We start from the raw sequence: 23,489 nt of genomic DNA on the forward strand, positions 1-23,489 counted from the left end.
GCGGCCCTGGCTATTGGTCATCGCTAGCAAGCGCGCTCATGGACTCCGCCAGAGCAGGGTACAGCCCGTCATAGATCCGGGCCATCCGCTGGTACTTTTCCCGGCGGTGGTCATCGGCACTCGGCAGAATGGCATCGCTCTCCGAGTGGACCGTCGGCAGCCCCGCATCCGTGACAGCCCGGAAAACCCCACCGGCGATGCCGCCGAGCAGCGCGCCCCCGAGCGCAGACGCGTCGGTGATGTGCCCGGGCGAGAGTTCGATACCGAGGATATCCGCCTTGATCTGCAGCCAGAAGCGGCTCCGGGTGCCCCCGCCGACACTGAGCATACGTTGCGGTCGCCAATGCCAGCGCTCCTCCGCACGGCGCACGATCTGGAGCAGTCCGTAGGCCGTTCCCTCGAATACCGCACGCACCATGTCCGCACGCCGGCTATCGAGCCGCAGCCCGACCCATGCACCGGAGGCGTTCGGGTCCCAGAGCGGACTCCGCTCACCGGCGAGATAGGGCAGGAAGACCACACCATTGGCTCCCGGCTCCGATTCGGCGGCAAGCTGCTCGAGCTCGGCAAGGCTGCGGAGCTCCGGCCACACCTTGCTGTGGAGCCATCCGAACGCGCCGCCTACGGTCGACATGGCGCCGTGCGCAAGCCACAGACCCGGAATGATGTGCTGGCGGTTCAGGAAGGCCGGGTCAAGGGCGGGTTCGTCCAGGCAGAACGTCACCACTCCGGACGTACCGATGGACTCGAAGGCCGTGTTGCCCTTGTTGATACCAAGCGCAAACGCCGCCGCGGCCGTATCCGCAGCGCCTGTGGCAACGGGCGTCCCCGCACTCAGGCCCGTTGCCCGCGCGACCGCCGCCGTCACGCCGCCCACGGCCTCCTCCGGCGGCCGCACCGGCACCATCTGCTCCCGACTGACACCGACGGCATCGAGCAGCTCAGAACGCCAGCCACACTCCGGCTCGCGAACCGACAACAATCCGGAATACGAAGCCTGGGTCGGATCGGTTGCCAGCTCCCCGGTCAGCCGTGCGGCGAGGAAGGTGTTCAGGAACCCGATGTGCCTGACCCGCGACCAGACCTGCGGTTCGTGCTCCATCACCCAGCGCAGCGTGCCGGCGGAACAGGTCGATGGGCTCATGCGGTTGCCGATGGCCTCGAACGCGGCCTCCTCCCCACCCAGCCGCTCGGCAAGACCGCGCATCATCACACTCGCACGATTGTCGAGATAGGTGATACCGAGGCGGACCGGCTCGAGCGATTCGTCCAGCAACACGGTGGTGGGGCAGGTCGTGGACATCCCGATACCCGCCACGGCCCCAACACGCTCGGCCACCTCGGAGAGCGCCTCGACGACGAGCTCCCAGTAACGCTCGAGGTCGATTTCGGCCCAGCGCGGATGGCTCGTGACCAGCGGCACCGAGCGCTGCGCCTTGGCGTGGAGGCGGCCCTCGGCGGTAAACGCGCACACCTTGACCGCGCTGGTGCCGGCGTCGATTCCGAGAAGTACCTCAGTCATGTCGTATCGCCACCTTCACCCCGTCACCGCTCTCGGCAAGCGCAAACGCTTCGCCGATATCCTGCAGTGCGAGGCGATGCGTCACCAGCTCGCCGGCCGCAATCACACCGGCCTCGATAAGGCGAAGCGAGCGCTCGTACTGCCGGCGCGTGAGCGCGCTGGCGCCGGTGACATGCAACTCGTTGTAATGGATGAGGTTCGGATCGATCGCGGCGGTTTCACCCTTGGTGAAGCCTGCGAACAAGTTTACGCGCCCCTGCTTACGCACGACCTCGAAGGCCTGGTTCACGAGTACCGGCAGACCGATAGCAACAATCGCCACGTCGGCCCCTAGGCCGTCACAATGCGCGCGCACGGCCTCGACCAAATCCTCTGAACCCGGGTCAATCACGACCTCTGCACCGAGCGAGCGTGCGAGCTCACGCCGGCGAGCGTTCGGCTCGCTGACGATCACCTGGCGCGCTCCCGCCACACGGGCAAGTTGCAGATGCATAAGACCGATCGGCCCGGCCCCCATCACGACCACGCTGTCGCCGATGCCCACCTCCGCGTTCTCCTGACCGTTCAGGCAGCAGGCGAGCGGCTCGGCGAGGGCCGCCTGCTCCCAGGACGTGCCCGGTGCGAGCTTGTAGACGTTGCCGGCGGCAACCCCAGTCGCGGGGATGCGCATGTATTCGGCGAAGGCGCCATCGTACTCGTAGCCCATGGCCGTGCGGTTCGCACAGAGATTCTCGCGCCCCTGCTTGCAGTAATCACAGCGCAGACAGGGGATTACGGGATCCATGGCGACGCCATCGCCGAGCTCGAAGCCACTGACGCCACTTCCGACGTCAATGATCTCCCCGGCAAACTCGTGACCGATGATCGATGGCGTGCGCACACCCTTGGTCTTGCGTCCGTGGAAGATCCGCAGATCGGTGCCACAAATGGTGGCCGCCCTCACCCGCAGCAGCAGCTCACCGGCGCCGGCGGTCGGGGTCTCCACCTCCGCGTAGCGAATGTCCTCCGGGGCATGGAATACCGCAGCACGCATCACCGACCCTCCCGGCGGCGCGCGGCCTGCTCCTCGTAGATGTCGAGGGCCTCGGATACGGTGGCTTCATCGTGCATGAGCGAGGCGATCGCCCGGATGACGGCGGCGGTGTCCTCGTGCTGCCACACGAAGCGCCCGTAGGTCACGCCGGCAAGGCCGACATCGAGCGCCTCGCGCGTCATCCTCAGGTAGTCCTCGAGGTTGTCCCCCATGTCACCGCCGGCCAGGGCGACCCGCGACGGGCAGGCCTCGACCACCTTGCGGAAGCTCTCGCCGGAACCCGTCCAGAGCGTCTTGATCAGGTCCACCCCCAGCTCCGCGCCCGCCCGCGCGGCGTAGGCCACTGCATCAGCGGAACTGGGATCCTTGATCATCGAGCCCTTCGGGTAGATGTGGGCGATCAGCGGCATGCCCGCGAGTGCCGCTTCGCGCGACAGGCGGCCGAGGTTCGTGAGCTGGGTCGTCTGCTCGGGGCCGCCAACAATCATCCCCACCGAGATGGCGTCGGCGCCGTAGCGCACAGCCTCGTCCACCTCCGCGACGATGGCCTCCTCGTGCGGGTGGTACTGGGTCGAGTAGGCGCTCGCCTTGAAGATCATGGAAACCTTGCCCGCGTGCGGTGGGAAGACCTTCTCGGCGATGCCCTTGTGCATGGTGACCGCCTCCGGACCACCGTCGACGACGCGATCCAGGACGCTCGAAATGTCCTCTATGCCCGGCAGGACACCACGCGTGATGGGGTGATCGACGGTGATGCCTAGCATGCGGCCAGACTTGCGGTTGAGAAGCCGGCTGAGACGAATCTGCTTGCCTACGAACATTGGTTTGTACCTCCGGTTCAGCGGCCGCCGCCATACAGGTCGAGCAGCTCAAGCGGATAGAGAGTGATGGCAGGGAAGAGCACGAGCAGCAGTACGGCGAAGCCGAGCACGCCCATGAGCGGCAGCGAGGCACGGATCACCGACTCGATCCGCATGTTCGCCACCTGCGCCGCCGTAAACAGACACACACCTACGGGCGGTGTGATGAGTCCCAGGCCGAGCGCGATAACGGTCACCACGAGGAAATGGATCGGATCGACACCGACCTGCTCGGCGCCCGGGAGAAGAATCGGAATGAGCACGAAGAGCGCCGCAATGGCGTCCATGAACATCCCGACGATCACGAGGAAGGCGAAGATCAGCAACAGAGCGATGCGCGGATCCTCGGTCACCGTGGCCAGCACCGAGGCCACCTGGGCAGGCAGCCCATCGAAAGTGAACACCCAGGCCGCAATCTTTGCGGTGGCCGCGATGAACAGGATCGTGCCGCTCAGCTTCGCGGTGGCGAAGAGATAGCGCGGTATGTCCCGCCAGCGCAGCTCCCGGAAGACGTAGATCGACAGGAACAGAGTGTAGAGGACCGCCACGCCTGCCGCCTCGGTGGGTGTGAACAGGCCGCCGACGATGCCGTAGAGCAGAATCACGGGCGTCATCAGCGCGGGCAGCCCCTCAACCGCGCTCGCCAGCAACTCGCGCCCGGTGAAGCGCACGGTCTCCAGCTCGGTACGCCGGGCATAGAGATGGTTGTAGCCCATGAACAGAAGCGCGACGAACACGCCGGGTACCAGGCCCGCGATCAGCAGCACGCCGATCGACTCACCGGCTACCGAGCCGGCGATGATCATCAGGATCGACGGCGGAATGATCGTGGCGAGCACGCTCGTGGTCAGCGTCAGTGCGACCGCGTAACCCCGGGAATAGCCGTGCTGGACCATCGCCGAGATTTCCACGCGACCGAGAGAGGCGATGTCCGCGACCGACGACCCCGAGATCCCGCCGAAGATGACCGAGGTCACCACGTTCACATGGCCGAGGCCCCCGGGGAGCCAGCCGACAACGGCGTTGGCGAAACGGAATATCCGCGCCGCGGTGCCGCCGTGCTCCATCAGCAGCCCCACGAGGATGAACAGTGGCACGGCGACGAGAAGAAAGGAGTTCATGCCCGAGAACATCGTCTGGGGCACCAGACTCATCGGCATCGGCGTGAACAGCGCGAGCGTCGCCACCCCGGAGATGCCGAGACTGACGGCCAGCGGGACGCCGAGCAGCGAGAGCACGAAGAACCCGAGCAACAGGAACAGGCTCATGCTCATCCCTCGGTCTCCTCCTCGCCCTCAATGCGCCGACGATGCACAAGCAGCGACTCCGTCACTGCGAGGATGCCGACGACGCCTGCCACGGGCACGGCAAGCCCGACGATCCACATCGGCATCGGAAGGGCCGTAGCAGTCTGGCCGCTATTGAACTGACGGATCAGCAGGCCACTGCCCTGAACCAGTAGAAAGGCGAAGAAGCCGACGCTGGCGACGCTGTATAGCCCGACCGCCAGGAACCGTCGCAGCGGCTGCGGCAGAAAGAGCACGAACATCGACACACGCGCCGACGAGGCGTCACGGAACCCGATGCCCATACCGAGAAAGACCAGCCAGATGAAGAAGTACCGGGTCGCCTCCTCGGTCCACGCCGACGAGATGCCGAGCCAGCGGCTGGCCACCTGTACCGCGACGCTGACGATCAACATCGCCACGGCCACGGTCGCCAGCGCGTCAGGCAAATGGTTGATGCGCTGCAGCCATCGTGTTGGGGCGCTGAGCCGGCGTCGATGAGCGGTCAGCGCCGCGCTCTGCTCGGCCGAATCCCGGGGCTCACTCATGACGGGCTCCGCACGAGTTGGACAGGTAAGTGTCAGGCAGAGACCGGCGCGGCGGATGGCCGCGCCGGCATTGGGACCGGGAGTCAGTCCTTGCCCACGAACTCGAGCGTGCGCTCGAAGAACGCCTCGTCCTCCACGAGCTCCGCGAACGTGGGGTACAGCGGCGCTGCCACATCCACGAACATCTGCTGCTGTTCGTCGGTGAGCTCGTAGACCTCCATACCGTTCTCACGCAGCGTGGCCAGAGCCTCGTCGTGCTCGGCGGCATCGAACTCGAGCTTCCACTGCAGCGTCTCGTTCGCGGCCTCGCGGATAGCGGTGCGCTGCTCTTCGCTCAGGCCCGACCAGCGGCCCTGATTCACCCCGAGCACCCAGGCGTCCGCCATGTGGTTGGACAGCGTGATGTAGTCCTGAACCTCGTAGAATTTCGCGGCGACCGGGATATTGACGGGGTTCTCCTGACCGTCGATCACGCCGACCTGGAGGGCGTTGTAGACCTCGCTGAAGGCCATCGGCGTCGGCGCGGCACCGGTTGCCTCGAAGAACTCCACCCAGAGGGGGTTGTTCGGCACCCGGAACTTCAGCCCCTCCATGTCCGAGGGCTCCTGGATCTCGCGCACGGAATTGGTGATCTGGCGGAAGGGTCGCGGCCACATGTCAATGCCGACGATATCGAGCCGCTCCAGATCACCGAGCAGCTCTCCCCCCAGATCGCTGTCCAGATAGTTCACGATCTGTTCGGTGTCATCGAACAGGTAGGGCACGGAAATGGCGGTGAACTTGGGGTTGAAGCTGGCGTATAGCGAGCTCGAGAGCAGCAGCATGTCGAGCGACCCCGACCCCAGCTGGTTGACGCCCGCCGGCGGGTCGCCGCCGTAGAGCGTGCCGTTCGGAAACACCCGGACGTCGATGGAGCCGTTGGTCTTCTCCTCGACCAGCTCGGCGAAATGGTTGCCCGCCCGGGTGATCGAGGACGACTCCGGGTCAGGCGTGGACAGGGTCAGTGTCGTCTGCGCCGCAGCGCCAAGGGACATGACGGACAGGGCCGCGGCAAGGGCCCCGCTGATAACAGGCGTCGATCGCATGGTCTCTCCTCCTGCGATGTCGTTAGCTCAAGACCACCTAATTGGTGGTACCAATATGAGTAGCAGCAACGAGGGCGGCCTTCAAGTGGTCCAACCTTTGGTGCGACGGGCGGAGGATGAGTGGCCAGGTCAGGACTGCGGGCTGCAGAAGGGAAGCAAGTGCGTCGGTTCGCTGACTGGGGAGGTGGCGTCGTTGGAGTTATCGTTTCCGACTACGCCGCTATCCGGGCGCTCCTGCGGTCACCACCAGCGCAAGGCCACTGGAGATCGTTGATTGATCCCCCTCCCGCAGGATTCCGGACCGCCGGCAGCTGTAAAACCGGCCATGTTCTACGGCCCGCACCGCGCATGGTCATGCCGGGAAGGGGCGGCGCGCTTTACCGAGTGGCTGATCGCCTTTGCGCTCAAGTACCTCTGCTGATTTCTTGAAATAAGAACCGAGACATTGTCAGCCGCCAACCCGCGCGGTTGTCTGGTCAAACCTTCGCCATTTTGAAATGAAGTTCCAAACAGTCTGAGTCCTATTCCAAAACCCAACAAAACCAAGGAAATACAGCACTGGGAACTCGAGCTCAGCAAACCGGCATGCCGCTAACTAGCGCTCCTCCGGCGACTTCCAAGAGCGAAACCGCTCAAGCGCGTCCGTTCCGCCAGCCAGCGCCCTCGCATGCCGCAGCCGCTCAAGCAGCACGGTACGCTCTTCGTCCGGTAGCCCGGCCACCCTGCGCTCAGCGTCTGCGAAAAACTCCGCAAGCCTCGTCGCCTCCGCCCAGGCCTCGACAATACCCATCAGTTCCTCGCGGCTCTCCTTGATTGCATGCTGCCGCCGGCGCTCCGCCTCCTCCTCTTGCCACTTCTTCCACTGCGCCTCTCGCTTCTCACGTTCTAGCGCCGCCTCCCGCTCAGCCACCTCTACGAGCTCCGCAATCGTCGGCGCTGCCCCCTCTAATTCACGGACCACCGATTCGAGCCTGCCCGCCAGCTCGCCGGGCTTCACCTCACGCCACTGCTTGACCCACTTCGTGCCCGGATACGGCGAGTACGCCTGCAGGCACAGCCGCCCGCTCGGACGATCCCGGGTGGTCGTCCACGAGTAGCCAGGCCCATACGCGCGCCGGCGCGTCGCCGCGATTTCCGTCACCGGCACGTAACGGCCGTTCACGTAGCGCACCTCTACCGACTCGCTCAGCTCGAACAGCGTCAAGCCGATGGCAACCGTTCCGACGTAGGCGACTGTCGCGCGATCAGGACGCCACGGCTCCCGGTGCCACTCCCGACGTTCCTTCTCCCGCTCATCGAATCCCACGCAATGGAGTTGTTCGCCTGCAGGCGCTAGCGTTACGCGATGGCCGCGCGCCTCGAGGTGCTGGTACAGCCTGTTCGCAAGCCCGAGGGCGCGCTCCAGCGTCTCCTTGGAGACGTAGAGATCCATCAGGAGGCGCTTGTAGGGCCGGAAGTATCCCTCCTCATTACTGCGTGTCTTGAGAAAATGCGCCTCCGCGCCGGCAAGCAACCGATGGTTGCTGCTGGCTGGGGTACCCCGCCGCATCGTCCGCCTGCGCGGTGGGTGCTTAGGAGCCTTCGGTAGTGGCTGCGGATTCCACGATCCTTCGCCCTCCCGCGACCACACCACCTCGTCGCCTGGACGCGCGGCGGGCAGCGCCGGGCGCGGGCTCGGCTTGCCGGCGGCGAGCTTTGCCCAGTGGCCGCGCGGCGGACGCGGGACATTGAGTGCTGCACACACACGTGCGAGGAACGATGAAGAGACGTCATAGCGCGCCGCCACCTTCGTCATCGGTTCCGCCCATACCTCCTCGTACAGTTGCTCCCGGGTCACCGCCATCGCACCGGCTCCTCTGCGTACCGCCACGAACCCATGCTCCGCCTGCGGCAATCATGGCCCAACGGGACCTCCTCCCGCTCCCGTGTCGATCTGGTCGCGTGTGTGAGCAGCGGACGGGTACCTATGCAGGCAGTCTGGTGAGGCAACTTTCCGAATACCCTCGGGAACACGCGACTTCAGCGGAGGCTCGAACGCAGTTGCGAGGGGGATAACCCATATCCTGCGCGGAAGTGGCGTGAGAAGTGAGCGCCGTCCGAAAAGCCACAGTCGTTCGCAATGGTCCCGACCGAGAGCTCCGTATGCCGGAGCAACCAGGCACCGTAGCGCAACCGTAGCGAGCGGTAGTAGCTCCCCGGCGTTGTGTTGAGTTGCTCCCTGAAACGGCGCTCGAGTTGCCGCAGACTGACGTCAACGTGCCGGGCAATCTGTCGCGTGGTGATCGGCTCGTTAAGGCTCTGCTCCATGAGGTGCGCGGCGCGGCGAACGCAGTCATCGCGAACGCCACTCAGGTCGCTGTAGAAGTGCGCCTGCGGATAGGTCGCGGGGCGCATCTCCTGGAGCATCATGTGGCGGATCACCTGCTGTGCCGGCTCGGATCCGCAGTGCCGCGTTATTAGGTGCAATGCCAGGTCTGCGGCGCCGGCGGATCCCGCGCAGGTGATGCGCGAGCCGCCATCCAGGAAGATCTGATCAGGCACTGCGTCAATGGTCGGAAACTGATCCCGGAATGCGTCGTACACGTTCCAGTGCACGCAGGCGCGATAGCCGTGCATCAATCCGGCGCGCGCAATGTCGAACGTCCCGGTGCACACCCCGATGAGCGGGACACTGGCGCTCACGGCGTCCTGCAGGAAGGTTGCGAGCTCCGGATCCTCACGGTTATCGAGGTATCCATTGCCACCACACACGGCAACATAGTCAAAGCGCCCCGGCTCGCTCATCGGCTCATCCGGGGTGGCGAGCAACCCGCAGCTCGCGCGCACCGGCCCGTCCCCCATCACCTTCCAAGCACAGCGCAGCTGGCGGCTTCGCCCGCCGCGGTCGGCGGCGAGGCGCAGCGCATCGATGAACGAGGAGAAGGCGTTGAGCGTGAACTTCTCCCTCAGTACGAAACCGACCTTCAAGCGGGCCGCTTCGGGCAGAGGGGCCTCCGGAGCGCTCTCCGGCGAGACGTTTCTGTGCAGGCTCATGACGCAAATCTTCTCATGCCATGCCCCTCCAGGCACTAACCTAGGGATGCACGCACCCAGGGTCCGGTCGGACCCGACTACACAAGCACGAGCAGGAGGGGAGCGCGATGCAACGACCTCACACCCGAGCGGCCATTCTTGGCCTGGGCATTGTCTGCAGTCTGGCGGCGGCCGTTGGTACGGCGAGCGCCCAAACCGTGGAGTTCCGCGCCAACACGATCGGCAACAAGGACAGCATTGCCTACGCCGGCCTTGAACGCTTCAAGGAGCTTGTGGAGTCCCGTTCCGATGGTGACATCCGTCTACGGCTATTCGACTCCGGGGCTCTCGGCGACCAGGTCAGCGGCATCGAGAGCATGCAGTCCGGAACGCTCGCCATTGCGACCGTGGAGACGCCGATCACGGAGGTGGACCCGCTGCTCGGGGTCACCGCTCTACCCTACATCTTCCGCGACCGCGAGCACGTTGCGGCCGTGCTGAACGGCCCCGTGGGAGATCTGTTTGAGCGCCGTCTTGCCGACGAGGGGCTCAGAGTGCTTGGCTTCATGGAGGGTGGCTTCCGCCAGATCACCAACAACACTCGCCCAATCAACGTTCCCGAGGACCTCGAGGGGATCAAGATGCGCACGCCGGACAGCGCATTGCGCGTCAAGATCTTCAACCACTACGGAGCCAATGCTTCGCCGTTACCGTTCACCGAACTCTACTCCGCACTGCAGACCGGAGTCTTCGATGGCCAGGAGAACCCGGTGATCTGGGCGAAGTCCAGCCGCTTCTACGAGGTTCAGGACTATCTCTCCATTACCAACCATCTCTACACCGTCACGTACCTGCTGATGAGCGAGGAGAAGTTCCAGGAGCTCTCCGAAACACAGCAGCTGCTGGTCCAGCAAGCCGGTGCTGAGGCCGCGGGCCACACCACCGAGGTCGGTCGACGTGCCGACTCGGAGATCATCGGCTTCCTCGAGGAGCAGGGCATGGAAATCAACGAGGCCGACTCCGAAGCCTTTGCGAGCGCCTCGCGACCACTGTGGGATGAGTGGGCTGCGGAGCAGGATAACCCTGACCTCGCCCGCGGTCTGATTCACGTCATCAGCACGGCAGGAACGCCCGCCGAGTAGGAGTTCAGGACCCTCATGCGCGCACTCGACCGCACCATCAACGCCCTACTGGCGCTGATACTGCTTGCGCTCGTGGGGGTCGCCTTCACAGCGGTGGTCTTCCGCTACGTTCTCGGATCGGCGCTGTCCTGGTCTTTCGAGGCGTCGCTGATTCTGCTGACCTACCTGACCTTCCTGGGCGCTTTCGCCGCCTTGCGGCAGGGCGCCCACCTTCAGGTGCTTGTCCTGGTTGCCGCACTGCCATTGCCGCTTAGAGGTGCGGCGTTCGTCGCCACGCACCTGATCGTTCTCGGCATATGCGTCGTGATGACCGTATGGGGAACCGAGCAGACGCTGCGGTTCGCCGGCGACACCACGACCATGCTGAATCTGCCGCGGGGGCCCATCTACGCGATCGTGCCGTTGAGCGGTCTCGCGATGGGAATAGAGACCTTTGTCCGGCTTTTCCAGGGACTGCAGCGGCTCGCCCGCGGCGAGTCCCCGGATCCGGCTTTGGAAGAGCCGCAACCGGGGCAGGAGCTCTAGCGCGATGACGCTAGCCTGGGTCCTGCTGCTCCTCCTCGGCATGATCGGCCTCGGCGTGCCCATCGCGTTCGCGCTGGTCGGTGTCTCCATCACCATCCTGGCGCTCGCGGACGTCGACATGATTGTCGTCGCCCAGCGCCTCTACCGGGGCGTGCAGAGCTTCCCCCTGGTTGCGGTGCCGCTATTCATCCTCGCCGGACAGGTGATGAATCGCAGCGGCATCTCCGGCCATCTGGTGGACTTCGCCCGCACCCTCGTGGGTCAGATGCGTGGCGGGCTCGCCGCGGTGAACATCGTGACCAGCATGCTGTTCGCCGGCATGAGCGGCACCTCGATGTCGGACACCGCGGCCGTTGGCGGGATCATGATTCCATCCATGATCCGGCGCGGGTTTGATCGCGCGTTCTCGGCAGCGGTGACGGCCGCCTCCTCCACCATCGGCATCATCATTCCTCCGAGCGTGCCCATGGTGATCCTCGCCGCCTACATGGGGGCATCAACTGGGGCGCTGTTCGCGGCCGGATTGATCCCAGGCCTGCTGCTCGGCCTCGGTCTCATCCTTATGGCGTGGCTGGTCTCGCGCCGGCGTGGCTACCCGGCGGAGGCGGCATTCAACCTCGGTGCACTCGCCCGCGCACTGGTCAAGGCAGCCCCGGCGCTACTCATGCCCCTCATCATCCTGGGCGGCATCCTCGGCGGCGTGTTCACGCCAACCGAGGCCTCTGCCGTGGCGGTGGTCTATGGCATCGCCGTCAGCGTCTTCTACTACCGCACACTCGGCCTGCGGGACCTCTACGCGGTGTTCGTCGAGAGCGCCGTGCTTAGCGGCGCGGTCATGCTGGTCACCGCAACGGCCCATGTCATGGGTTACACGTTTACCTATGAGCAGCTCGCCGACGCGGTGCTCGGCCCGATCGCCGAGAGCGATCTCGGCCCGACTGCGTTCCTCGCGGTCGCGAGCATAGTGTTCATCATCGCCGGTACATTCCTCGACGGCATCGCGATGATGTTCATCATCGTGCCGCTGTTCCTGCCCATCATCGAGGTGCTCGGCATCGACCCCGTGCACTTCGCGATGGTGGTCATCATCTGCTGGGGCATCGGACAGCAGACACCCCCGGTGGGTGCAGCGCTATTCATCACCAGTGTCATTGCACGGGTGGACCTGATTTCGCTGACGCGCGCGAACCTGCCGTTCATGTTCGTGATGCTCGTCATCCTCGCGCTGGTCATCGTGTTCCCCGAGATCATGGTGCTCTGGGCGCCAGGCCTATTCGGGCTCTGACGAGAGAAGCGCACATTACTTGCCCGCCGTGACCGAGTACCGGCGTAGCCACACCCCGGACCTGACTACTAGAAGGCATCTCCATGAAGCGCACACCGTTCATCGACGTCATCTACACGCACACCGAAGGCGAACCCACCTGCATCGTTCACTCCGGTGTGGCCTATCCGCCCGACACAAGCATCATCGAGAAGCGTGAGCATCTCCGGACACATTACGACTGGCTGCGCCAGGGGCTGATGCGCGAGCCGCGCGGGCATCACCACATGTTCGGTGTCTTCCTGACGCCGCCCTCGGGCCCGGACACCGACGCCGGCATGATCTGGATGGACGGTGACCGGTTCGTGGACATGTGCGGGCACGGCACGATCGCGCTGTCGATGGCAATCGTCGCGCATGGCCTCATCCCGAGGGCAGTGGACACGGGAGAGATCCGATATGAGACGACGGCAGGCCCGGTGACCGCTGAGGTCATGCGCCGCGGTGATGACGTCGAGCGCACACGCTTCCAGAACGTACCGGCGTTCGTGGAAGCACAGGATGTGCCGCTGGAGTTGCCCGAATTCGGGACGCTCAAGGCCGACATCGTCTTCGGAGGAAACTACTTCGGCATCATCAAGTGGCCGAAAGACCGACTCGCCATCGGGCCGGACACCGGCACGCGCTTCTCGGAGCTTGGCCGACTCGCAAAGCAGCAGCTCAACGAGCGCGTTCGCGTGCGCCACCCGGAGAACCCGAACATCGATCACATCAACTTCGTGACCTTCTGGCACGAGCCGGATCGCAGCGACTCACTGTACCGGAACGTGCACGTGTTCTCGGACGGGAAGTGTGATCGCTCGCCCGGCGGGACGGGCACCAGCGCCATGATGGCCATGTTCGAGGCCCGCGGGGAGCTCGGCCTGAACCAGCCGATTCGATCCGAAGGGTTGCTCGGAAGCGGACAGTTTGAGGGTTGCCTGGTCGGCGAAACACGGGTTGGCGATCGCCGTGCCGTGGTGCCAACAGTGGCGGGCACGGCCCATACCATCGGTTACGCGAAGTGGCTGCTCGACAGTGATGACCCGCTGCGCAACGGCTTCACGATCCGTTGAGCCATGCGCCAAGCGGTTACCACCGACCTGCCTTCGTGGCACGCAGCGTCAAGGGCTTCACCACAAGGGATACCATTCGATTGCGCGTCACAAGACAGTGTCGAGTCGAGGGACATCGGACAGCGACGGCCACTCAGGGTAGGCGCATCGACACAGATCATTAAGACCATCATCTCGGCCCCACTGGTCTTGAATCAATGCGCGCTCCAGCCGGACAGGAACGCCCGTCGCTCCGCCAGACACTAGCTCGCCGTATCGCTCATTTCCTTCGCGACGGACACTAGATGCTGCACCACAGGGTTCGCTGATTGGCTGATCCATACAACCTCCGTCGACAGCCGCCGCTCCAGGCCCTGGAGCGTCAGCACGCGGACACCGGGGCGACGATGGTTGAGCTCCCGCTCGGGGTAGATGCTTACGCCAACTCTCGCAGCAACGAGTCCGAAGATACTGTCGGTACTCCCCGTCTCGTAGACCACGCGCGGTAGAAAACCGGCCTCCAAACATAGCGCATGAATGTGGGGATTGAAGTGGCGCCATGCGCTTGAATCACCCAGCACGAACGACTCATTCTGCAGTGCGGACAGGGGGATGCTGTCCCGCGACGCCAGCGGGTGGCTGTCCGGCACCACGGCGACATAGCGGTCCTGTTGCACGGGAAAGTGACTGAAGACGTCTCCGGGAACCGGGCTCGTCAGAAAGCCGATATCGATTCGGCCCTCACGAAGATCATCAAGCTGCTCATGCGAATTTCGTCGCAGCAGCTCGATATTCGCGCCCTGGACCCGACTATGGAAAGCGGCCAGGATTCCCGGTAATCGGCCGCTGATCGCGAAGTCGGTATAACCAACCACGACCCGGCCGAGCTCACCCTTGCTTGCCTGGATCGCTCGCGCCTCGGCATCGTCCATGGTCCGCCCCGCCTCACGGCAGCCCTCGAGAAACGCCCACCCGGCGGCGGTGAGCTCGACGTGGCGTCGTGTCCGCGCCAGCAGCGTAACCTCCAGCTTGTCCTCAAGTTTCTTAATGGCACGGCTGAGCGCTGGCTGCGCGACGTGGAGCCGGCGCGCGGCTTCGCGAAAATGAAGCGTCTCCGCGACAACCATGAAATACCGGATGTGTGGCTGAAGATGCCAAGCCATATTGATACGCCGGAAGCATCAAAAGATTACCGATTGATATTTTACAGGTGAGACACCCTGTGCCTAGCTGTACGCAGGCGGCACGCAAACGATGCCGCCGCGACAACAGCGCGCTACCGGAGGAGGTAGAACCCCCATGCGAATCCGTCACACAGTCAGGACTGGGGCGCTGGCTTCAGTCCTCAGTCTCGCCACGTTTCCCGCCTATGCCGCCGAGCCCGAGGTCACGCTGGACCTAGGCTACGCGTCGGCAGAGAGCGGTACCTACCATGTGCTCGCGACCGAGTTCGAGAAGCACGCCGAAGAGCTCACCAACGGCACTGTCGATGTGAAGCTTCGCTGCTGCACCCAGCTTTCCACCGAGGATGAAGCCTTCCGCGGGTTACAGCTCGGAACGCTGGACATGTATATCATCACGCACAGCAACGTCTCCCCGCACTACGAACCCATGGACGTATTCACGCTCCCCTACGTTTTTGAGGATCGGGAGCACGGCCGCCGGGTCGTGGACGGCCAGATCGGAGACGCTTTTGTCGAGCAGCTCTACGAGGACACAGGCATTCACCTGCTGGCCTGGGGCGCGCTCCTGCAGCGGGACTTCTACAACACCGAGCGGCCGATCAACGAGCCCGCGGACATGGACGGCCTCAAGATCCGGGTGCCGCGCAACGAGGTAATGATCGCCACGCACGAGGCCTTCGGCGCCTCGCCCACGCCACTGGCTTGGTCTGAGACGGCGGCAGCGCTGCAGACCGGAACGGTACAGGGCGGTGATAACGGCACCACGCTGATCAAGTCCCAGAAGTTCTACGAACTCGCGGACCACCTCGCGATCCTTGGCCATTTCAGCTACTTCAATCCGATTTTCGCGAGCGACCGTGCGCTCAGCCAGCTAAGCGACGAGCAGCGTGAGGCGATCATGGAAGCGGGTCGCAGGGCGAGTGAATCGCATGCCGAGATCATGACCCAGCGCGTCGAGGAGGTCCGGGCATTCCTTGGTGACGAGGGCGAAATGCAGGTCACTCGTCCGGATCGCGCGCCCTTTATCCAGCTCGCACAGGAAGTACAGGACCGGTTCGCGGCCCAGAAAGGTGAGGCTTTCCAGAACTTGCTGGAACGGGTTCGGGACGCGGCCGACAACTGACACGCCTGCCCGGGGGCGACGCGCATCGCCCCCGGGATCCCCACGCTGAATGGGCCATTGAATGATGTCGCGCAAGATCTGGCGCACCGTCGAGGCGCGCTTCGAGGAAGTCCTCTGCGCACTCGCCCTCGCTGTCACGGCTTCGTGCATCCTCACGCAGGTCGTGATGCGGGTGATCGTCTCCGAGGCTGCCCCATGGGCCGAGGAAGCCGCTGTCTACGGCATGGTCCTCGCCATCTACATGGGAGCGTCACTCGGTGTTAGGGAAAGGGCGCACCTGAGAGTGCTCCTAATGGTCAATGCGCTACCTCATCGACTGAGGGTCGCATCCATCGTCCTGGCCGACGTGATCTGGCTTGCGTTCCTTCTTGTTCTGCTCTGGCAGTTCGCAATCTTCCTCGAGCTCGCTTTCTCAAGACCCTACATAACACCCGGACTTGGCGTGCCGAAGGTGTGGTTCCAGCTCTTCGTGCCAGCCGGGCTCGGCCTGATGATCGTGCGCATGGCCCAGGTCTACTACCGCTGGCTGATTCGCGGTGACGGGGAACTTCCGCTATGAATGGCCCCCTTGTCATGGCTGTCCTGTTCGTCGGTTGCCTCGCCATCGGCGTCCCCGTCCCGTTCGCCGCGGGGCTTGCGACGATCTGCGGCCTGCTGATTGCCGACATACCACTGACGCTGCTGGCGCAATCCGCTTTCACCGCCTTCGAGCCCTTTCCGCTCACGACGATTCCCATGTTCATCCTCGCCGGACAGCTCATGGAGAAAGGCGGGATGTCCGATCGACTCATCGAGATCGCAAAGCGCCTGGTGGGCGCTTACCGCGGCGGGCTGGGGCTTGTCACGGTCGTCGCCTCCATGTTCTTTGCCGCCCTCTCGGGGTCCGGGCCCGCAACGACCGCGGCGGTCGGCTCCGTGACGATTCCCGCCATGATCAAGGAGGAGTACTCGGCGCGATTCGGCGGCGCCCTGGCCGCCGCCGGCGGGGCCATCGGCAGCATCATTCCGCCGAGCAATCTGCTGATCATCTACGCGCTCGTCAGCGATACCTCCATTCCACGCCTGTTCCTCGCCGGCATCGTGCCCGGCGTGGTTGTCGGACTGCTGCTGCTCGTGGCGGCCTACGCAATCGCTCGATACAAGGGCTTTGGCGAGAAGACCGAGCCGTTCACATGGGGGCCACTACTGCGCGCAGCATGGGACGGTAAATGGGCGATCGGCGCGCCGATCATCGTGCTCGGCGGCATCTACGCGGGCATATTCACCCCTTCCGAAGCTGCTGGCGTCGCCGTTTTCTATGGTCTTTTCGTCGGGCTGTTCGTCTACCGAGGGCTGACCCTGGGCAAGATCATGGAATCGGCCCGTTTCACGGCGATCACCATTGGCACCGTCCTGATCATTCTCGGCACGACGAAGGCCTTCGGGCAGCTCGTCACCGTCTATGACATCCCCTCGGATATGGCTGCCCTTTTCGCCCCGATCATGGAGCACGCATGGTTGGTGCTGATCTGCATCGCGATTTTCTACGTGCTGGTGGGAATGTGGCTGGAATCGATACCGCAGATCATCATCTTTACGGCCGTATTCCTGCCGATCGCACAGCAACTGGGCGTCGATCCAGTGCTGTTCGGCATCATCACAGTGATGACCTGTGAGATCGGTTTCCTCACGCCTCCGATCGGCGTGAATCTGTTCGTTGCCTCGAAGATCGCCAACGTCACTCTCGAGGACATATCCGCCGCGGCACTGCCCTTGCTCATACCGTACGTAATCGTCCTCTTGATGATGATCCTGATTCCGGAGTGGGTCACGTTCCTCCCGGATCTACGTTACGGCGAGTGATAGCGGATCGGGTATGTCGATGCTGCGATTCCCAGAAGGCAAACACCAATTGCAATCCGCTTTGGAGCCCTGAGGATGACTGTCCACTCATTCCGCGATAGCTGTCTCATTCATGGCGGCCCGATCCACACGATGGCTGATGATCGGTCGCAGGCCGAGGCAGTACTGATCAAAGACGGGGTCATCGATTATGTGGGCTCGCTCCGCGAGGCCCGGCGCCGCGCCCCGAAAGACACCGCCTCCGTTAACCTAAAGGGACGCACGGCTCTTCCGGGGTTCATTGAATCCCACACGCACCCGTTCGCGTTCGGGAAGGCGCTGGAGCAGGTGGACTGCAGGCACTGCCGTTCGATCGATGACATCGTGGCCGCGCTACGGGAGAGAGCTGAGGCGACGCCCGAGGGTGAGTGGGTGCTGGGCTGCACATACGATGACATGCTTCTGGCCGAGCGTCGGCATCCCACACGGCAGGACTTGGACCGCGTCAGTGAACGGCACCCGATTCTGCTGATGCACATTTCGGTACACGCCGCCGCGGTGAACACCCAGGCCCTGCGTATCGCAGGTGTCACCGCCGATACGCCGGATCCTGGCGATGGACGACTCGAGCGAGAGGCGGATGGCACCCCGAATGGGGTTCTCTGGGAGTGGGCGCAGAAGCTCTTTACCCGGCATCTGCCCGCGCCGACGGCGGACGACATGCGCCGCCAACTGCGTAATGCCTCGAACCAATACATCGCAGCGGGCGTTACTTCGGCGGTTGAGGCCGCGCTCGGCCTCGCCGGCGGCGGCACGCTGGAGGCCGATGCTGCTGCCCTCGCGGCCCAGGAGCCATGGCTGCCTCTTCGCCTCGGTGTGGCGATCACGCATCCGCTTTGGCAGGAGCTGAAGGCGGGCAGCGGGCCCGGGCTTGAATGGGGTGGAGATCCGCAACGATCCCGCCCGCTAGCCGTCAAACTCTTCCAAGACGGATCGATTCAGCTCGGCACCGCAGCCTTGCGCGAGCCCTACTACAGGCAATCTGAGGATGCTCGGCATCATCTGATATGGGCACAGACCGAGCTGATGAGCTTCGTCCAAGAGGCACACACTGCCGGGTGGCAGGTCTGGACCCACGCGAACGGCGACTACGCCATCGACTCCGTGATCAATGCCTACGCCACGGTCGGCGGCAACGGCACCGCGCGGCGCCTTCGGCATCGGATAGAGCACTGCCAGCTTGCCAACGACGAGCAACTCGATCGCATCGCCCAACTGGGCTTGGGCGTTTCCTTCTTCGCCGCCCACGTCTGGCAGTGGGGCGACCGGCACCGGGACGTATTCATTGGCCCGGAGCGGGCAAGTCGCATGGACCCGCTGCGCTCCGCGCAGCGCAGGGGCATTCGCTTTGGTCTGCATAACGACACGCCGGTTACTCCGATCGATCCACTGCTGTCCATTTCGACGGCCGCGACACGGCTAACCTCCAGCGGCGAGCAGCTCGGTGAGGACGAGACGGTCTCCGTCCGCCACGCCCTTCGTGCGATGACGCTCGACAGCGCCTGGCTGGCACACGAGGAAAACGAAAAGGGGTCGCTTGAGGTTGGCAAGCTAGGCGACGTCGTCATTCTGGGGGCGGATCCGCTTGAGGTCAGCCCAGACGAAATCCGTCGAATCCCCGTAGAGGCAACTCTCGTCGGTGGCACACCGGTGTATCTCCGGCAAAACGGCGGAGGCATCTATGACTGACCAGCTCAGGATCGACGGGGCTCGCCTTTGGCGTCGAATCATGGATATGGCGGAGATCGGCGCAACGCCCGGCGGCGGAAGCTGCCGTGTTGCCCTCACCGAGGAGGATGCCGAGGGCCGTGCCCTGCTGTGTCGGTGGTGTGAGGGGCTCGGTCTTCGAATCACCAAGGACCGAATGGGCAACATCTTCGCGCGGCGTCCCGGGACAGACGGAGATCGCGATCCAGTAGCGTTCGGCAGCCATCTCGATACCCAGCCCCATGGCGGCCGGTTCGACGGCGTGTTCGGGGTGCTGGCCGGCCTGGAGGTCATCGAGACGCTCTCGGACCAGGACGTGCAGACACGGGCACCGCTTGAGCTCTGCGTGTGGAGTAACGAGGAGGGCGCACGCTTTGCTCCGCCAATGCTCGCCTCCGGCGTGTTTGCCGGCAGCTATGAGCTGGACTTCGCGCTCTCCCGCACGGACAACGACGGAGTCACACTCGATCAGGCGCTAGAGCAGATCGGCGCCAGAGGCGAGCGCGTCTGCGGCGATCACCGCCTGGCGGCATTTATCGAACCCCATATCGAACAGGGCCCGATCCTTGAGCGCGAGGGGCTCAAGGTCGGTGTGGTCACCGGAGTTCAAGGCTCTCGCTGGTTCCGGGTCTCGTTCACCGGGCAGGACGCCCACACAGGTGCAACACCGATGCCCGGGCGCCGTGACGCGCTCGTCGGAGCAGCCCGTTTCGTCGTGGCGATGCAGGAGCTCGCACTCGCGCAAGCGCCCCACGCTGTTGCGACCATCGGTCACATCGACAACCAACCCAACTCCCACAACACGATACCCGGGCACGTCACCGTGACCGTGGACATGCGCCACCCCGACGCAGAAGTGCTCGACGCGATGGAAGCTGAGCTTCGCAGCGCGGCCGAGACACTCGCGGCGGGCGAGAATCTCGAACACGGGATCGAGCGTATCGCCAACACACCGCCAGTCCACTTCGCGGAGCCATGCGTGCAGGCGCTCGATGCGGCGGCTCATGCCTGCGGCTATGCCTACCGCAGGCTGATCTCGGGGGCGGGCCACGACGCCTGCCACATCGCCCGCGTGGCCCCGACGGCAATGATCTTCGTCCCCTGCGCGGGTGGCCTCAGCCACAATGAGGCCGAAAGCGCCGAGCAGGAAGATCTAACGGCAGGGGCTAACGTTCTCCTGCAGGCAATAATCCGGCTGGCGAATTCATAGCGCGGCAGGATCCACTGCATTGCGGGACGATCAAACAAGCGCCGGCGCAGGGGGCGGAAGGTCCCCTGAACTGCCGCGGCCCGATTTGCTCGGTAGATCGGCCCCGGCTCCAGGCTGCCGACGAGCAACCGCCGCTACAGGTAGGCCGGCAGGATCTTCTCGCCGAACGCGCGCAAGCCATCCATGGGCGGCATGGGCTGGATGACAAGGTAGTCGACACCCGCCTCGGCCCACTCCGTGATCCGCTCGTGTATGCGCTCCGGGCTGCCGAGCAGGTTGGAGGCCAAAACGTCGTCCACCGTGGGCGGCACGGTGAAGCGATGCTTGCGCTCCTCGGCATACATCTCCGCCCAGCGTTGCGCCTCAGCGTCGCTGTCTCCACTCAGATAGACAATGAACAGTGTTCGTGGACTTTCCCCCTGTCCCATGGACGCTCCAGAACTGGGCGATCGGTTGTGCCCGCAGGCGTTGCTCGGTCGGCGCAGCTCACGGAGGGGTTGGCCAGCGGCACTCACCAAACGTTGGGGCTGCATTGCCAACACAGGGGCGACACGTGCATGCGAGACAGAGAGCGGAGCCCGAAGGCTCCGCTCTCCTTGTATTGGTACGTCACTACTACTGCGGCCTGCCTCCAGCCAGCGTGACGCCAAGCGTCATCAACGGTCCGTCATTTCCAGCTTGCGCAGCGCCTTCAGCGCGACCTGGTACTCCTCCTTGATCTGGGTGTCCCAGATCTCGGCGCCAGCGATGTTGCGCTCCGGATTCAGGCCCGCACTGGATAGGTAGTTGTGGAAGCGCTCGCTCTCCATGCCGGTAAGGATGAACTCCTCGATGCTGCTGACGCACTCCGTGGACGTGTCAGCATGCACGTAGTAGCCACGGGTGGTGTTCACCGAGATCTCATGGCCATGCTCGTAGGTGGACGGAACATTCGGAAGGTCTTCCAGTCGCTCCGGTGACAACACCGCCAGTGGACGGAACACACCCTCATTGATCTGATCCAGAGCCTCGCTGGCGTTGGCAACGGTGATATCCACCGCGCCGGACCGCAGCGCCGTGAGGGTGTCACCGTCACCGCCAAAGGGCACCACGCGAGCCTCCGCATCGGCTGCCTCCGACCAGCGGCTGATGCCGATATGGGCAGTACTGCCGATGCTTGTCACGCCCCACGTCAGCGCCTGGTCCCTGGAAGATTCCAGCACCTCTTCGTAGCTCTCGAGAGGGCTGTTGGAAGACACGACGATGACCGAGGGGTCACTCATAGCACGCGCAACGCCCTGGATATCATCGATTTCAATCGGTGAGTTGCCCCGGGCGATGGTGTAGAGGTGGGTCTGCGTTAGCGCCATGATGGTGTGACAGTCGGGACCGCGCTGAACCATGTACTCGTGGGCAAGCCGTGCACCGCCGCCGAGCTTGTAGACGACGCGCACGTCCTCGTCCACTTGCTCGCGCGCACCTTCTAGCCACATGCGAATGGTGGTGTCCGTGCCGCCACCGGCCGAGGCGTGAGATACGACCTCGATGGTGTCTGTCGGCCAGTCATCCTGCGCGCCCGCCGAAAACGGAATCGCTGCCAACACGGCCATCGAGACGCCGGTGGCCAGGTACTTCCTGAGCTTCTCTGGCTGGAAACTGTTGAGCGTGTTCTCCATCTGAACTCTCCTACCTCTGTGATTATCTGAGGCCGATCAAGTGCTCGGGCATGCGCCCGTAGGTTGTGTCTGCGCCCTCCTCCTCCAGGCCGTGCGGTGGGTCCCGCCGGCGTGATAGTTCATTCGAGCCCGGGGTGTTTCCGCGGGGTAGGCGTCGCCCCCGCGAAACGGCCGGATATCATTGGGCGAGGGACCCGGTGCTCGCGTCGATGGTCACGGTCTCTACCGCCATGCGGTCGAGCACGCCTTCGTCCAGCGCCACACCGAGACCCGGCTTGTCGCTGAGCTGCACGTGACCGTCCCGGACTTCCGGGTAGGCGGCCTCGGCGATGTTGATGAGGGGGGACTCCTCCTCCCAGTATTCGGCCACGGTGCGCTCCGGCGCCGCGCCAGCGAGGTGGAGCGCACACAGTCCGTTAACGACAGACGACGCGCCCACATGGCCGGAGAAGCGGATGGAGTGCGGCAGCGCGGCGTGCTGCATGTAGCGCACGCCCGTCGGGCCGCCAACACGACCGGCGTTAGGCTGGAAGAAGTCGATAAGCCCTTCCGAGAGCAGCGGCTCCGCGGCAAAGGCCGTGAACTCGGACTGTCCGGCTGCTATCGCCATCGGCGATGCCTGGCGCAGGCGTCGGTAGCCCCTTAGGTTGTCCGGCGGCACCGGCTCCTCAAAAAAAGTCAGCCCGATATCTGCGGCGGCCACGGCGAAGCGCACCGCCTCGGTAGTCTCGTAGCTGGAGTTCGCATCCACGCACAGGTCGATGTCGTAACCCCATCGCTCGCGCAGACCGCGCAGAACGGCGAGGTCATAGGTCAGATCCTTACCCGCCACCATGACCTTCACGGTCCGGTGACCGGAGTCGACGAACTCCTGGCCCTTGGAGATGGCCTGCTCCGGCGTATCGAACACACGCACGGCCGAGGCATACACCGGTACACGCGGGCGCCCCATGCCCCGCAACGCCTGCCACAGCGGCTCCTGCCGTCGCCGCGCATCGAGGTCCCACAGAGCCATGTCAATACCACTCATGGCCTTGAGGTAGAAGCCTCGGGTATGGCCACGGGGCCGGCCGCGGGTAAACATCGACCACCAGATCCCCTCGATATCCCGAGGATCAGCCCCGATAACGTGCGGCGAGAGGTGATCACGTATGATCGCGACACCGGCGCGGGGCGCGGTACGCAGATTCGTCTCGCCGATGCCGATTGAGCCGTCATCCGTGCGGATGCGCACGATGACCGTGTTAATGCGGCTCCAGCTCTGCCCCGAGATACGCCAGGAACCGCCCAGGTCCTCCGACAGCGCCCAGCACTTGATCTCCTCGATCCTCATTCGGTCTCTCCTTCGATTGTCCGTC

Annotated in this window: 21 protein-coding genes; 9 read left to right on the top strand and 12 right to left on the bottom strand. The window is 64.3% G+C overall.

Annotated features, from left to right (window positions below):
• Positions 1-10 precede the first annotated feature (10 nt).
• The 8 genes from LMH63_RS18865 to LMH63_RS18900 all read right to left on the bottom strand — a co-directional run bounded on the left by LMH63_RS18865 (position 11) and on the right by LMH63_RS18900 (position 9,367).
• Positions 11-1,522, bottom strand: a complete 1,512-nt coding sequence (locus LMH63_RS18865) for a xylulokinase (RefSeq protein WP_109679879.1) — start codon at positions 1,520-1,522, stop codon at positions 11-13.
• Positions 1,515-2,507 (bottom strand): zinc-dependent dehydrogenase, encoded by a 993-nt coding sequence (locus LMH63_RS18870; protein WP_229332669.1) that lies wholly within the window; start codon positions 2,505-2,507, stop codon positions 1,515-1,517. The genes LMH63_RS18865 and LMH63_RS18870 overlap by 8 nt, the downstream gene beginning before the upstream one ends.
• Positions 2,508-2,554: 47 nt before the next feature.
• Positions 2,555-3,376, bottom strand: a complete 822-nt coding sequence (locus LMH63_RS18875) for a class I fructose-bisphosphate aldolase (protein WP_109679877.1) — start codon at positions 3,374-3,376, stop codon at positions 2,555-2,557.
• 17 nt (positions 3,377-3,393) lie between these two features.
• On the bottom strand, positions 3,394-4,689 hold the full coding sequence (locus LMH63_RS18880; protein ID WP_199225737.1) for a TRAP transporter large permease: 1,296 nt from the start codon (positions 4,687-4,689) through the stop codon (positions 3,394-3,396).
• Complete coding sequence (locus LMH63_RS18885) at positions 4,686-5,249, bottom strand: TRAP transporter small permease (protein ID WP_109679876.1); 564 nt, start codon at positions 5,247-5,249, stop codon at positions 4,686-4,688. Before LMH63_RS18885 ends, LMH63_RS18880 begins: the two co-directional genes overlap by 4 nt.
• Positions 5,250-5,332: 83 nt before the next feature.
• The gene (locus LMH63_RS18890) at positions 5,333-6,334 is read right to left on the bottom strand and encodes a DctP family TRAP transporter solute-binding subunit (RefSeq protein ID WP_109679875.1); all 1,002 of its coding nucleotides are present in this window, start codon (positions 6,332-6,334) and stop codon (positions 5,333-5,335) included.
• A 595-nt stretch (positions 6,335-6,929) separates the two neighbouring features.
• Positions 6,930-8,177: a hypothetical protein gene (locus tag LMH63_RS18895; protein ID WP_109679874.1), complete on the bottom strand. Its 1,248-nt coding sequence runs from the start codon at positions 8,175-8,177 to the stop codon at positions 6,930-6,932.
• A gap of 176 nt (positions 8,178-8,353) precedes the next feature.
• Entirely contained in the window at positions 8,354-9,367 is a 1,014-nt protein-coding gene (locus tag LMH63_RS18900; protein ID WP_199225736.1) for a GlxA family transcriptional regulator, read from the bottom strand.
• A 107-nt stretch (positions 9,368-9,474) separates the two neighbouring features.
• On the opposite strand from LMH63_RS18900, the gene LMH63_RS18905 reads away from it, so the two are divergent.
• From LMH63_RS18905 to LMH63_RS18920, 4 genes are all read left to right on the top strand, one after another.
• Positions 9,475-10,488 (top strand): TRAP transporter substrate-binding protein, encoded by a 1,014-nt coding sequence (locus tag LMH63_RS18905; protein ID WP_109679873.1) that lies wholly within the window; start codon positions 9,475-9,477, stop codon positions 10,486-10,488.
• A 15-nt stretch (positions 10,489-10,503) separates the two neighbouring features.
• Positions 10,504-11,013 (top strand): TRAP transporter small permease, encoded by a 510-nt coding sequence (locus LMH63_RS18910; protein ID WP_109679872.1) that lies wholly within the window; start codon positions 10,504-10,506, stop codon positions 11,011-11,013.
• 4 nt (positions 11,014-11,017) lie between these two features.
• Positions 11,018-12,298, top strand: a complete 1,281-nt coding sequence (locus LMH63_RS18915) for a TRAP transporter large permease (protein ID WP_109679871.1) — start codon at positions 11,018-11,020, stop codon at positions 12,296-12,298.
• An 83-nt stretch (positions 12,299-12,381) separates the two neighbouring features.
• Positions 12,382-13,392 carry a proline racemase family protein gene (locus tag LMH63_RS18920; RefSeq protein ID WP_109679870.1) on the top strand — a complete coding sequence of 337 codons (1,011 nt, stop codon included), beginning with the start codon at positions 12,382-12,384 and terminating at the stop codon, positions 13,390-13,392.
• A 242-nt stretch (positions 13,393-13,634) separates the two neighbouring features.
• On the opposite strand, the gene LMH63_RS18925 is transcribed toward LMH63_RS18920, so the two are convergent.
• Positions 13,635-14,534 carry a LysR family transcriptional regulator gene (locus LMH63_RS18925; protein WP_109679869.1) on the bottom strand — a complete coding sequence of 300 codons (900 nt, stop codon included), beginning with the start codon at positions 14,532-14,534 and terminating at the stop codon, positions 13,635-13,637.
• A 136-nt stretch (positions 14,535-14,670) separates the two neighbouring features.
• Here LMH63_RS18925 and LMH63_RS18930 point away from each other — a divergent pair, with 136 nt between their 5' ends.
• The 5 genes from LMH63_RS18930 (at position 14,671) to LMH63_RS18950 (ending at position 20,476) form a co-directional block, all read left to right on the top strand.
• Positions 14,671-15,678 (top strand): TRAP transporter substrate-binding protein, encoded by a 1,008-nt coding sequence (locus LMH63_RS18930; protein WP_109679868.1) that lies wholly within the window; start codon positions 14,671-14,673, stop codon positions 15,676-15,678.
• 61 nt (positions 15,679-15,739) lie between these two features.
• The gene (locus LMH63_RS18935) at positions 15,740-16,237 is read left to right on the top strand and encodes a TRAP transporter small permease (protein WP_109679867.1); all 498 of its coding nucleotides are present in this window, start codon (positions 15,740-15,742) and stop codon (positions 16,235-16,237) included.
• A gap of 14 nt (positions 16,238-16,251) precedes the next feature.
• Positions 16,252-17,520, top strand: a complete 1,269-nt coding sequence (locus tag LMH63_RS18940) for a TRAP transporter large permease (protein WP_199225735.1) — start codon at positions 16,252-16,254, stop codon at positions 17,518-17,520.
• Between the two features lie 132 nt (positions 17,521-17,652).
• Positions 17,653-19,248, top strand: coding sequence for an amidohydrolase (locus tag LMH63_RS18945; RefSeq protein ID WP_158280456.1), 1,596 nt, complete (start codon positions 17,653-17,655; stop codon positions 19,246-19,248).
• A complete protein-coding gene (locus LMH63_RS18950) occupies positions 19,241-20,476 on the top strand; it encodes a Zn-dependent hydrolase (protein WP_109679864.1) in 1,236 nt (411 codons plus the stop codon). Before LMH63_RS18945 ends, LMH63_RS18950 begins: the two co-directional genes overlap by 8 nt.
• A gap of 134 nt (positions 20,477-20,610) precedes the next feature.
• Here the strand turns inward: LMH63_RS18950 and LMH63_RS18955 are convergent, their stop codons facing one another.
• The 3 genes from LMH63_RS18955 to LMH63_RS18965 form a co-directional block, all read right to left on the bottom strand.
• Positions 20,611-20,904 carry a hypothetical protein gene (locus tag LMH63_RS18955; RefSeq protein WP_146205272.1) on the bottom strand — a complete coding sequence of 98 codons (294 nt, stop codon included), beginning with the start codon at positions 20,902-20,904 and terminating at the stop codon, positions 20,611-20,613.
• A gap of 228 nt (positions 20,905-21,132) precedes the next feature.
• On the bottom strand, positions 21,133-22,131 hold the full coding sequence (locus LMH63_RS18960) for a Bug family tripartite tricarboxylate transporter substrate binding protein (RefSeq protein WP_109679862.1): 999 nt from the start codon (positions 22,129-22,131) through the stop codon (positions 21,133-21,135).
• 178 nt (positions 22,132-22,309) lie between these two features.
• On the bottom strand, positions 22,310-23,464 hold the full coding sequence (locus LMH63_RS18965; RefSeq protein ID WP_109679861.1) for a mandelate racemase/muconate lactonizing enzyme family protein: 1,155 nt from the start codon (positions 23,462-23,464) through the stop codon (positions 22,310-22,312).
• Positions 23,465-23,489 lie beyond the last annotated feature (25 nt).

Source organism: Spiribacter halobius (assembly GCF_020883455.1).
Classification (GTDB): Bacteria; Pseudomonadota; Gammaproteobacteria; order Nitrococcales; family Nitrococcaceae; genus Sediminicurvatus; species Sediminicurvatus halobius.